Source organism: Neobacillus sp. S1227 (assembly GCF_055385255.1).
The window spans coordinates 3,054,402-3,066,857 of sequence record NZ_AP038276.1 but is presented as its reverse complement, the minus strand read 5'-3'; the positions used below and the strand labels follow the sequence as shown (position 1 = coordinate 3,066,857).

Below are 12,456 nucleotides of genomic sequence, written 5' to 3'. Positions count from 1 at the left end.
AAACGGATGTAAAATCACATCAAATTCTCTTAAAAAATCCTTCTATTACTTTTATATTCTTATTGGCATAAATCTTGCTATTAAAATTAATGAAGAAAAAAATATTTTACAAGGAGGAAAAGGATGGTAACTTTTAATAATTCTAAAGTTTTGTTCGATGAGGCAAAAAAGTATTTAGCATCTGGTGTTTCTAGTGACCTTAGGCTTAGTGTGAAACCTGTACCTTTGTATATTGAAAAGGCTGCAGGTGGCAGAATGACAGATGCAGATGGGAATGAATTAATCGATTATATTATGGCTCTTGGTCCGCAAATTTTAGGACATTCACATCCCGTCATTATTGAAGCTATACAACAACAGGTAGAAAAAGGGCAAGTTTACGGTGCTCAACATAGAGGAGAGATTGAACTTTCTAAAAGAATTATCAAGCATATTCCTTGTGCCGAGCAGGTAACTTTTAATAATTCTGGAACAGAGGCAGTACAAGTTGCATTAAGGCTGGCTAGAGGTTTTACTAAACGTCAAAAGATAATAAAATTTGAAGGACATTATCATGGCTGGATGGATACGATTACTAGTCCCATTTCTAATGGGCAATCAAAAAGTGCTGCAAATGATATTGTTACGCTCCCTTGGAATGATATAAATACTTTAGAGGACTTTTTAAGAATGAATTGCGAGGACATTGCTGCAATAATTACTGAGCCAATAATGGGCAACTGCGGCTGTATCTCACCTTTGCCAGGTTATTTGGAAAAAATGAGAGAACTAACCTCTCAAATGGGAATTGTTTTGATATTTGATGAAGTTATAACAGGATTTAGATTAGGCTTAGGAGGTGCCCAAGAATATCTAGGTGTCACCCCTGATTTAGTGGTTCTGGGCAAAGCTTTGGCGGGAGGTCTCCCTCTTAGTGCTGTTGCAGGAAAAAAAGAAATTATGGAATTGATTGCCGAGGGAAAGGTTTCACATAAGGGTACTCATAATGGAAATCCATTATGTACGGCTGCGGCAATTGCTGCCATTGATTATTTGGCAGAAGATAATGGTGCCGCCTACAAAAAAATGAACACCTTAGCGGATAAGTTAACTTCTAATTTTGAATTGTTAGCCCAGCAATTTCATTTCCCAGTTGTAATCAATAGAGCAGGTTCACTATTCAATACAATGTTTAATAAGTTGCCAAAGGTTACTAATTTTAATGAATTCCTGAAAAGTGACGGACGGCTATTTGCAAAATTTGCAGAGGACCTTCTAAATGAAGGTGTTATAGTTAAATCGGCAGGATTATGGTTTTTATCGGCTGGTCATAATGATCAAGACATTGATCAAACTTTAGCTGCTGTTGAGAAGGCATTCATTGAGTTAAGTAAAAGTAGTGGTATAAGACAATTAAATTAAGGTTCAGCAATCGTTCTCGTAGAAAATGTAAGAAACTATCAAACTTAATTTCTTGAAGTAGAGTATACTAAACTCAAGTATTAAAGAAATACTTGAGTTTAGATACCTGTATGCAAAGAGTTTCTCAAAAAGACTGAATATTCAATTAAATATTAATAAATTTCAGAAGGGGATGATTTTATTGAAAAAAGAGCACACAACCTTAGTTAGTGGTTCTGTAGGTGTTGTCCAGCTAGTTTTGCTGGTACTTGCAACGAACACCCCGGTGACTACAATCTTTGGAATGATACCTATTGCTATGATGTTTGGTAACGGCGTAGGTGTTCCAGGGCTTTACCTTTTCATCACAATTGTCTGGTTACTTTATGCAGTTGGTTATTCAAACATGACAAGATATGTACGTAACACAGGGGCTGCGTACGCCTTCAACGCACAAGGACTTGGTCGTCCAGTAGGTATCAGTGCTTCTTATTTAACCTTGCTTAATATAGATCTTTTTTACTTTGCTTGTTTAGGTATGTTTGGATATGCCTTGGACCTTTTCCTAAGTCAACATCTTAACATCCATCTCACGTGGTGGGGGTGTTCACTGATCGCTTGGGGCATTATAGCCATCCTAGGGTATCTGGAACTTGAAATTGGCGTTAAAGTATTGTCTACTTTGCTTACATTTGAGCTCATTATTTTTGCTATCTTGGCTGTCGTAGCTCTGTTTAATCCATCACCAGAGGGATATACAATGGCTCCACTTAATCCCAAAATGATTTTTAGCGGAGCAATAGGTTTAGCCATTATGTTTACTTTTGGATCCTTTACTGGTTTTGAATCAACCGCTGTTTACAGTGAGGAGGTTAAGGACCCGTTCCGCTCAGTACCCCGTGCAACCTATTGGTCTGTAGCTCTAATAGGTGGGTTTTTATGCCTCATTTCTTTTTCCCTGGTTCAAGGTTGGGGTGAACAGGGTATTGTAAACAAATTGAACGCATCATTTGCCGAAGGCGGAGATCCAACTTCTTTAATTACTGATTTATCCAACCGACTCCTTGGTGGATGGTCCGGTGTTGCTTTGGAATTCCTTCTGATCTGCAGTGTTTTTTGTTCATGCCTAGCTTGTCATAATTTACATTCTCGATATTTATTTGCTCTTGGACGGTCTAAAACCCTTCCTGCAGTATTTTCCAAGATTCATCCACGTTATGGCACTCCATATGTTGGTAGTATCTTTAGTTCTGTTCTAATATTAGCAGCTTTATTGATTGCGGCTGTTCTAGGTATGGATCCATACCTGCAAGTTTGGGGCTGGTTTGGTGGGGTAGGCTCCATGGGAGCCCTTCTTATGTTCAGTATTACTTCGATAGCTATCATTTCCTATTTTGTCCGTACAAAAAAAGATACTCGTCTATGGCATACGAAAATTGCCCCGGGGCTTGCTACAATTGGACTAATTGGCGCGACTATTTATACTTTCAAAAACTTTGACATTCTTCTTGGCCCTGGTCAAACCACTTTGAAGATCCTAATCATAATCACATTTTTATTTCTTGGGGCAGCAGGAATCATTGTCGGCCTTTGGATGAGAAAAAACAACCCTGAAGCGTATTCTAACATTGGAGCAAGCATTTCGGAGTCAGACCTATCAGTTGATTTATCTAATCAGGAAAATAATAGCGATGCCATTCAGGTTAACTCTTGAAGGAACTAAATGAATAAATAGATTTTGTTGGGAGGTGTCTTTGTGAGTGACCAGGAAAAAATGTTACAGTATAAAACTTCTATCATTCTTGGAAAGGATACGAGCCGGATGACATTAAACGAAATTATTGAAGAACTGGTTAATATTATTGAAATAAACACAATAATTTCGCTAAATTATGAACTGATTGAAGAAGGAATTTATAAATAATGGTTAAAACACGAAAGCAGCAATCTTCTTGACAGCTTTGATACGATAGAGGGATGGAATGTGAACCATCCCTCTATTCATTAGAGTTATAGATATTTTCAAATTTTATAGTATGATATAATATTAGAAAATTCTAATAATACAAGCTGTTGTGAGGTGAGAATATGAGTTATACATTGATGCTAAATGAAAATATCGGGCAGTTAGAATTACAAGGGATTTTCATCACAGATCGTAATTTTAATATAAATCAAGTCAATAAAATGGCTGCAAAAATGTTTACTGTAGACCAATTGAAAGAAATCATAAATATCTACAAAAGTATGTCTTCATATTTTTGTCTTAAACAATCTCAATGTGAAGTGGAAGTTATTGCTACTCAAGAATCGTTTATTTTCTTTTTAATCTTTAGAAATGATTCTATAATCACTGATAAAATTGTAAATGAACAGGATATATTACTGGACTCGTTAAAAGAAATTCTTAACTCATTATCAGATGGAGTTACGATTTGCAATCGTCATGGAATTTACATATATCATAATGACGCAGAAATAAAGATACACGGCATTGAGAGTAACGGCAGTCTTGGTAGGAGTGCTCAAGAATTAGTAGATTCAGGTTTTCTGAATGAATCCGCATGTTTAAAGGTTTTAAAAGAGAACAAGTCCGTAAATATCGTACAAACTTACAAAAATGGTAAACAGGTATTAGTCTCGGCAAGACCAATTAGAGATAAATATGGAGATATTCAATACGTTGTTTCTACGACTAGAGATATGACAAAACTAAAAGCATTAGAAAACGAAATAATTGAACTTGAAAAGCAAAACAAGAAAATGAATGAACAGCTAAAAGAACTTGAAGTCAAGACGTATATTCAAACTAATCTCATTGCAAATGACCCCAAAATGTTAAGCGTTGTAGAACGAGCTATTCGGGTTGCAGAGGTAGATTCATCTGTATTAATTCAGGGTGAATCTGGAGTGGGGAAGGAAGGGATTGCTAATCTGATTCATCAAAAAAGCAAACGTCAAGATAAACGTCTCATAACGATTAACTGTGGTGCGATTCCCGAGCAATTATTAGAGTCTGAGTTATTTGGATACGAGAGAGGAGCCTTTACCGGTGCTAATTCTAAAGGAAAGCAAGGTTTATTTGAAGTCGCATCTGGCGGAACTATCTTTCTCGATGAAATAGGTGAAATGCCATTACAGCTTCAGGTGAAACTTCTCAGGGTTCTACAAGAATCTGAAATAACTAGAATTGGAGGGCATAAGCCAATACAAATCGAGGTTCGTATAATTACTGCAACAAACCGTGATTTGGGCAAACTGGTAAAAGAGGGGAAATTTAGAGAGGATCTCTTTTATCGTTTAAATATCATACCTATTCTTATTCCACCATTGAGAGAAAGGAAAGAAGATATTTTGCCAATTATATATCATTTTTTAAATGATATAAAACATAAATATGGACTAAATAGGTCGTTTACTCCTGAAACATTAGATAGGTTTAGAAATCTTCAGTGGCCAGGAAATGTAAGGCAGTTAAAGAACTTAATTGAAAGAATCTGCTTAATGATCAATAAACCAGAAATTTCATTAAGGGATATTGAACATGAATTGAATAGTGAATTGACTACTGAATTAACAACAATAGAAAGTTTAGAAATAAACACCCCTTCTAATTTAACTAAGTCATTTAGTTCATCTATGGAATTATTACCTTTAAAAGAACAGGTTGAACAATTTGAGCGGAAAATAATTATAGAAACAGTTAACCAATTTCCAAGCATAAGAAAAGCAGCAAAAGCACTAAAGCTTGATCAATCAACATTAGTTAGAAAAATGCAAAAGTACCGAATCCACAGAGAAGTTTCTTATGAAATCAATTAACCCCATCTACTACAATAGAGAAATCATACAAAAGGAAAACTTTATATTTATAAGGGACTTGTCGACTGACGGTCTCTTTTATTTTTTGCTCTGACATTTACAAGAATGATGAAAAAACGTCGAAATAAATGATATTTATCAATAGTGTTGCGAACATACATCGTTATAGTGAATCAGGGATTATTTCTTGAGAGTATAAACAGCCATTAAACATCCTATTTATGACGCAGAGGAATTATTTCCTATATATTTCAAAAATTGGCATGAATATTGCTGATTAAAAAGTAAGAACTGTTTTTGATTTGAAAAAAATAAAAAGTTTATTGGTCACCAACAAATCCTATTGGAGAGGTCTTTTTAGCAACTTTTAGAAAACCCAGATTTTAAGCCTTCGCTTTTTTTTTCACTCTATTTAGTATTTTCCACGGATGATGCATTTTTGCAAAAAGCGATGTCACAAAAGCGAGGTAAGATTGCATTATTCCTCTTACTCAGAGGATGTTTATAAAGGTGTGCTGTGATGGAATGTTGGCATGAATTTTGCAGATGGTATAACTAATAACTTTACTTATCTGAATATATATACTCATCTTCCTCAACTCAAAAGGGATAGAAGCAGAAAATGGAAATCAATCGGTATCTGTACTTCCTTCTATGTCACGGTGGTTAACTATCTAGGAAGGGATTTCTATTTAGGAAACCAATAAGGAGGTGAATAGCTAATGGAGGAAACATCATCGCATATTGGGTCCGTACTAAGTCAATCGGACAATCGAGTTTCACCAATTCTTTTCAGATTACGAGAGAGGGGATGAGGAGCTCATTCTTTTAGGTGAGATTATTTATGCTTGTTATATTGTCCGTACTAAAACCACAGCACCTGTGCCAAATTTCAACCATGAAAGAATAGAAGAATTTGAGAATCGGAACGTATAACCACTAATCGTCTAGTTGATATACTCTTTCGGAACGACAGAGGTTACGTTCCTCTCAAGCTGGAGATTAAATGCTTGATTAAGCAATTCATTGGAAAAAGTTATTTAACGGAGTGTGATCTTATGTCAAATAAATATACAATATTATCTTCGCCTATTAAGGTAGGAAATGTCGAGTTAAAGAATCGAATTATGACAAGTGGCCACCAAACTACTTTACCTCAAAACCATTTTCCAACAAAAGAGTTTGCTGCCTATCATCTTGAACGGGCTAAAGGTGGATGTGGTTTAATTGTCGTGGAAGCCCATGGCGCCCACCGGACAAGTTTTAACATACCTACAAAGATCGATTCAACTAATCCGGAAATTGTTGACTTCTATCAGGAACTCACAAAAGAAATAAAGGAATATGGTACAAGTATAATAGCACAAATTATGCATAATGGTAGTTCAGCCTTTCTAAGTGATAGACTATCCGAAGTGGTTTCAGCTTCAGATACACCTTCTGATAGATTCTACGTGGTTCCTAGGGAATTAGAGGAGGAAGAAATTGAGGAAATTATTGAAGGGTTTGTTGTTTCTGCAAAAAATTTAAAAGATGGTGGATTTGATGGAATTGAATTAACAGGTTCACATAATTATCTTTTTGCGCAGTTTTGGAACCCCCGAACAAATACAAGAAAAGATCAATGGGGAGGCACATTTGAAAATAGACTAAGGTTCGCCAGTGAAACGATAAAAAGAGTAAGGTCTATAGTGGGAACAGATTTTGTAGTTGGGATGAGAATCTCCCTAGAGTCAAAAGATGATGTTGGGACAACATTTGAAGAGTCGTTTGAAATTATAAAATATCTTAACGAAATGGGGTTGTTAGACTATTGGAGTTTGGTTATTGGTTCTTCTTCTACGCACACAGGTAGTTCATATATTGCGCCAATATCGCCAGTTACAGCAGATGACCTCTTTAAAAATGTTAAAAAGGTTAAGGATTTAATAGCTCCAGCACCATTAATAGTTACTACTCGTGTTCATCATCCCGATATTGCAGAAAAATTATTAGGACAAGGGATTTGTGATATCGTCGGAATGACCCGTGCACTTATAGCGGATCCTTACATGCCAAAAAAAGCTTTTGAGGATGATTTGAGCAGCATTATTCCTTGTATCGGCTGTAACCAAGGTTGTATTGGTAGATTTGTGGAAAATCTGCCGATAAGATGTACCGTGAATCCTAAAACGGGAAGAGAATATCTAATGTCATCCATAGAACAGGCAACACAGGTAAAACATGTATTGGTAGTCGGTGGAGGACCAGCAGGTATGATGGCTGCCATTACTGCAAATTCACGGGGGCATCATGTTACTCTTATCGAAAAGGAACAGGAGCTTGGTGGCCAATTAAACGTTATAAAAGGGGCTCTCAACAGAGAACAATTGGATCAATGGAATGATTATCTAAAAAGGCAAATAGAGCATTCTAAGATAGAATTGTTTTTAGGACAGAAATTTGATTCTCATTTTATTGAGGATAAGAAGATAGATACAATTATTATTGCGACAGGTAGTAAGCCTATTATTCCTCGAGGTTCCGATAATACTAAATATCCAGTATACACTTCATGGGAGATATTACAAGGGGTAAGTGTAAAGGAAGAGAATATTATAGTGATAGATTGGAAAGGAGATTGGTCTGGTGTTGAAGCGGCGGATCTTTTAGCCAGCAACCAGAAACAAGTTGAAATTATTTCTGCAACAAACGTTGTAGGTGAAGCATTACAAAGTTCAATAAGGTACAAATTCTTGAAACGGTTCGATCATTATGGAACAGCTTTAAAACAAACTCCTTATTTTAAATTAAAAGAACTGAAGGAAGAGGAACTTGTCATACAGAACCTGTTTAGTGAACGCTATGAAACCCGCAAGCCTCAAGCATTAGTGTTGGCTGTTGGTACAGAATCAAGGGAAGCAACAGATTTATATAGAGACTTGAAGAAAGATTATGATGTAATCAGAATAGGGGATGCTCTCTCTCCAAGATCTTTAAACGAGGCAGTATGGGAGGGTTTTAAAATCGGTATTGATATTTAAAAGAATTTTATGGGACAAGGGGACGGATACTTGTCCCGATTAGTTTTGAACGGCAGGCGATGTAGCTGCCCTTATGTCCCTCTCCAGTGGATATAAAAATAGGGGGGGATTGATATTTGAATCACGGAAACATCTAAAAGGAAGGTCAGAAATTTTTTGGGCCTATTTCATGTTTTGGTACAAAAGTGTTACAAGGGGCAATTGATCTATCAACAGGAATTAACGGCAGCCTTTCAGAAACATATCGAAAAAATCAATTAATATTTTAATTTGCTGAAAGGAATGAGACTAATGAATAAACAAGTTGTTACTGCAAGATCTAAAGGGAAGGAAATGGCATACTCCAGTCTTATGTCAGTGGATATTTCTGAAAGCAAAAGAATGGTATGGATTGCTGAAATTGGATGTGATGAGAACGGAGAATATGGTGAAAATATTACCATTCAAACTGAGCAGATATTTAAAAATATTCAAACCTTATTAGAGGAAGTCGGAGGTACGCTAGAAGATTTAGTGAATTTAAATGTTTTTTTGACCGATTTAAGAGATTGGCCAGCCTATAATCAAGTGAAACTTGATATTTTAAAGAAACCATATGCTGTCAGCGCCTGCGTGAAGGCTGAATTACTGCCACCGAATGCACTGATTGAAATCAGTGCAACCGCTGTAATCGATTTATCAAGTAAATAAAGAACCTTGCACAAATAGGGAATAAGTTTGCGTATACTCTCCAAAAATACATCATCGATGATTAATTGCATATAACATGATGTGTTTTTACATCAATGATGCAATCATGAATCTAGCAATGAGTTTCTAAACAATTGCTTGAACCGGCATTTATAAGGAGAGTAGTCCCTTAAAGTATTTTATTTCTCCAGAGAAATCGTTGGGTTTATAGGGATTATTGTTTAAAAGGTACTATTTTTAGTACCTTTATTTTCAAAATTCTAAAGGTTGGCACAAAAATTGCTTGGTTTATAAGTGAGGTTGTATTTTATCATCCATTAAGAATGTATTACGGGAGGAATTTTTATGAAATTAGGTCTATTTTTACAGCCAGTCCATCCACCTGAAAGGAGTATTTATGATGCAACTCAATGGAATCTAGACGTTATTAAAGAAGCAGATTCATTAGGTTATGAAGAAGTTTGGATTGGGGAGCATTTTACATTCAAATGGGAACCAATTCCTTCTCCTGATTTGCTTATTGCGCAAGCACTACGTGAGACGAAAAGAATTAAATTGGCTCCAGGTGCCCACATATTACCTTTACATCATCCTGTAGAACTGGCTCACCGGCTTGCCTACTTGGATCATTTATCTCAAGGAAGACTTATGGTGGGAGTTGGGGCAGGTTCCGTTCTAACGGATCAAACCTATTTTGATATAGATATGGCAGCTGGGGAACATCATAGAATGTTTGCTGAGGCCATAGAAATTATCTTAAAAGTTTGGACAGAGAAAGGTCCTTTTGAATATAAAGGGCAATTTTGGAACGTTAATCAGCCAGGTTACTCAGCCGAAGGACGATTAGGACCTCATATTAAACCATATCAAACGCCCCACCCGCCAATTGGAGTTTCAGGTATGAGTAAGGGGTCAGGAACACTGAAAAAAGCAGGACAGTATGGTTTTATCCCGATGAGCTTTGGTGGTGTTGACAATAGTATTGTTGCAAGTCACTGGGATGCTATTGAAGAGGGTGCGCAACTGAGCGGAAAAACGCCAGATCGACAAGAATGGAGAGTCTCAAAAGATGTCTTTGTCGCAGAAACAGATGAAGAGGCTTTTGAACAATCGATCAATTCTTGTATGGGAAGAGTTTACAAAGAAATGTTTATACCACTTTATGTCCCGGATAAAAAAGTCAGTGCAGAATATTTGATTCAGACAAATGGACTAATTGGTTCAGTTGAAACCGTAGCCAAAAAATTAGACGCACTTTATGAGGAAATAGGTGGCTTCGGTACCCTTCTAGTTACTGGATATGATTACACGGAGCAGCCGGAAGTGTGGAAAAAATCGATGAAACTGCTTGCGGAAGAAGTCGTTCCTCGTTTGAAACATAATCGTAAACAGTATTTTCCAACATCCTAAATCGTCTTAAATACATGAATACAATTTTCTATTAACAAAGAGGTGGATACAGTTCATGCAATTCGAAAATGTAACTGTGGTAAAAGCAGCAAACATTTATTTAGATGGAAAAGTAACAAGTCGGAGCCTTTTATTAAACGATGGGACGAGGATCACTTTAGGGATTATGCAGCCTGGAGAATTTACTTTTAAGGTAAAAGAGAAAGAACGAAAAGAGATCATATCCGGCGATTTTGAAGTCCGACTAGAGGGTGAATCTGAATGGAAACGATACAAGTCAGGTGATATTTTGGTAGTCCCACCGAATTCTACAGCAAATTATAGAGTTCATAAGGTTACCGATTATTGTTTTTCGCTTCCAAAAGAATAAAATTATTCTTTACCTGTGCCTGTCTTTTCATTTTAACTATCAAGCAAGATAGGGACCATTACTTAACTGAAATTACAAATCTGATAGGAGGATTTTTAAATGGATTTTGAAAACAAGGTAGTTCTTATTACAGGTGCAGCTGGCGGGATTGGGAAGGCTTCAGCTAATCTTTTTGCACATGAGGGAGCTAATTTAGTTCTAGTGGATGTTAATCAAAGTGCCTTAGATAAGGTAGTTGAAGAGCTTCAGTTAAATCAAGATCGTGTTTTAACGGTTGTTTCAGACGTAACAAAAGAAGAAGATGTAATTACCTATGTTAATAAGGCAGTAGAGAAGTTTAATAGAATAGATGTTTTCTTTAACAATGCAGGTGTGGTAGGAAAAATGGGGGCTTTAATTGAGCAAACATCAGAAAATTTAGACTTTGTTTTAAATGTCAATGTAAAGGGCGTTTTCTATGGATTAAAGCATGTCTTACGGGTGATGAAATCTCAGCAATCAGGTGCAATTGTAAACACTGCATCTGTTGATGGACTGAGGGGCTCAAGTGGAATTTCACCTTACATCGCCAGTAAGCATGCGGTTGTTGGTTTAACAAGTGCTGCAGCTGCAGAACATGCAACAGACGGTATTCGGGTTAATGCGGTTTGCCCGGCTCCAGTAAACACGAATCTGATGCATGAAGTGGGAAAAGTTTTGAATCCGGATGATCCCGACGCAGTAATTAAAATGGCCGGTGAACAAGTACCGATGAAGCGATATGCTAATCCAGAGGAAATCGCACAAGTAGTTCTTTTCTTAGCTTCTGATAAAGCATCATATGTTACAGGTTGTTCTTATCCAGTAGATGGTGGACAGACATCTCATTTGTAAATTAAATAAAATTTAAAAGAAGGGAAAGGGATATGAATATAGGTAGATTAAATGGAAAAGTTGCTATCGTAACCGGGGGAGCCTCTGGTATGGGAAAAGCTACTTCAGAGCTTTTTGCAAAAGAGGGGGCTAAGGTTGTCATTACGGATATTCAAGAATGGGAAGGTACTGAGGTCGCAGCAAAAATTAAGAACGATGGTTATGAGGCAATTTTTATTAAGCAAGATGTAAGCAGTGAAGGGGATTGGAAGAACGTTATCGACATTGCTATTTCTCACTATCAAAAGGTTAATATCTTAGTGAATAATGCGGGCATTGTTCAGTTGAGAGATATTGAAGAAACAACGCTTGACGATTGGAATAAAGTAATGTCAATTAATGCGGCGGGAGTCTTTTTGGGCACAAAGTATGCGATTCAAGCAATGAAGGATAATGGGGAACTATGTTCAATTATAAATCGCTCCTCTATTCATGGTACGTATGGGTATGGTGGAACTTTTGCTTATTCTGCATCAAAGGGAGCAGTGACTGTATTAACAAAATCAGCTGCACTTACTTGCGGGGAAAAAGGATATAAAATTCGTGTGAATTCTGTCCATCCCGGAGCCGTTCATACAGGTATGAGTGAAATAGAAGCGAAGGCTTATAATCTGGGATTGAATGATTTTCTAGAAGTTGCTAAAAAGTCCTCTCCGATAGGATTTGTTGGTGAACCAATTGATATTGCCTACACTGACTTATTTCTCGCTTCCGATGAATCAAGGTTTATAACAGGTTCATCACTATTTGTTGATGGTGGTTTTACGGCGAAATAACTAAGTGTTTTAGGATGCGAAAAATATAGAATGAGCAAAATAATGATTTTATTCGTAATGAAGATACATTAAC

The 12,456-nt window shown here is 36.6% G+C and carries 10 protein-coding genes; all 10 read left to right on the top strand.

Features of this window, described 5'->3' with window-relative positions; genetic code table 11:
* Positions 1 to 123: 123 nt before the first annotated feature.
* The 10 genes from ACZ5AE_RS15435 to ACZ5AE_RS15390 all read left to right on the top strand — a co-directional run bounded on the left by ACZ5AE_RS15435 (position 124) and on the right by ACZ5AE_RS15390 (position 12,383).
* On the top strand, positions 124 to 1,401 hold the full coding sequence (locus tag ACZ5AE_RS15435) for an aspartate aminotransferase family protein (protein WP_464565255.1): 1,278 nt from the start codon (positions 124 to 126) through the stop codon (positions 1,399 to 1,401).
* 181 nt (positions 1,402 to 1,582) lie between these two features.
* The gene (locus ACZ5AE_RS15430; protein WP_464565253.1) at positions 1,583 to 3,094 is read left to right on the top strand and encodes an APC family permease; all 1,512 of its coding nucleotides are present in this window, start codon (positions 1,583 to 1,585) and stop codon (positions 3,092 to 3,094) included.
* Between the two features lie 42 nt (positions 3,095 to 3,136).
* Entirely contained in the window at positions 3,137 to 3,304 is a 168-nt protein-coding gene (locus ACZ5AE_RS15425) for a hypothetical protein (protein WP_464565251.1), read from the top strand.
* Between the two features lie 164 nt (positions 3,305 to 3,468).
* Positions 3,469 to 5,202 carry a sigma-54 interaction domain-containing protein gene (locus ACZ5AE_RS15420; protein ID WP_464565249.1) on the top strand — a complete coding sequence of 578 codons (1,734 nt, stop codon included), beginning with the start codon at positions 3,469 to 3,471 and terminating at the stop codon, positions 5,200 to 5,202.
* Positions 5,203 to 6,212: 1,010 nt separating this feature from the next.
* Positions 6,213 to 8,225 carry an oxidoreductase gene (locus ACZ5AE_RS15415; RefSeq protein ID WP_464565248.1) on the top strand — a complete coding sequence of 671 codons (2,013 nt, stop codon included), beginning with the start codon at positions 6,213 to 6,215 and terminating at the stop codon, positions 8,223 to 8,225.
* Positions 8,226 to 8,516: 291 nt separating this feature from the next.
* Positions 8,517 to 8,915 (top strand): RidA family protein, encoded by a 399-nt coding sequence (locus ACZ5AE_RS15410; protein ID WP_464565246.1) that lies wholly within the window; start codon positions 8,517 to 8,519, stop codon positions 8,913 to 8,915.
* A gap of 345 nt (positions 8,916 to 9,260) precedes the next feature.
* Entirely contained in the window at positions 9,261 to 10,325 is a 1,065-nt protein-coding gene (locus tag ACZ5AE_RS15405; protein WP_464565244.1) for an LLM class flavin-dependent oxidoreductase, read from the top strand.
* Between the two features lie 55 nt (positions 10,326 to 10,380).
* Positions 10,381 to 10,695, top strand: a complete 315-nt coding sequence (gene ppnP, locus ACZ5AE_RS15400) for a pyrimidine/purine nucleoside phosphorylase (protein WP_464565242.1) — start codon at positions 10,381 to 10,383, stop codon at positions 10,693 to 10,695.
* A 99-nt stretch (positions 10,696 to 10,794) separates the two neighbouring features.
* On the top strand, positions 10,795 to 11,568 hold the full coding sequence (locus tag ACZ5AE_RS15395; protein WP_464565240.1) for an SDR family NAD(P)-dependent oxidoreductase: 774 nt from the start codon (positions 10,795 to 10,797) through the stop codon (positions 11,566 to 11,568).
* Positions 11,569 to 11,600: 32 nt separating this feature from the next.
* On the top strand, positions 11,601 to 12,383 hold the full coding sequence (locus ACZ5AE_RS15390; protein ID WP_464565238.1) for a glucose 1-dehydrogenase: 783 nt from the start codon (positions 11,601 to 11,603) through the stop codon (positions 12,381 to 12,383).
* The last annotated feature ends 73 nt before the right edge of the window (positions 12,384 to 12,456 follow it).

Bases quoted from the DNA above. Each gene is read 5' to 3' on its own strand.
- ppnP (WP_464565242.1), top strand. From the start codon at position 10,381: ATGCAATTCGAAAATGTAACTGTGGTAAAAGCAGCAAACATTTATTTA.
- ACZ5AE_RS15410 (WP_464565246.1), top strand. From the start codon at position 8,517: ATGAATAAACAAGTTGTTACTGCAAGATCTAAAGGGAAGGAAATGGCA.
- ACZ5AE_RS15395 (WP_464565240.1), top strand. From the start codon at position 10,795: ATGGATTTTGAAAACAAGGTAGTTCTTATTACAGGTGCAGCTGGCGGG.
- ACZ5AE_RS15435 (WP_464565255.1), top strand. From the start codon at position 124: ATGGTAACTTTTAATAATTCTAAAGTTTTGTTCGATGAGGCAAAAAAG.
- ACZ5AE_RS15405 (WP_464565244.1), top strand. From the start codon at position 9,261: ATGAAATTAGGTCTATTTTTACAGCCAGTCCATCCACCTGAAAGGAGT.
- ACZ5AE_RS15420 (WP_464565249.1), top strand. From the start codon at position 3,469: ATGAGTTATACATTGATGCTAAATGAAAATATCGGGCAGTTAGAATTA.
- ACZ5AE_RS15390 (WP_464565238.1), top strand. From the start codon at position 11,601: ATGAATATAGGTAGATTAAATGGAAAAGTTGCTATCGTAACCGGGGGA.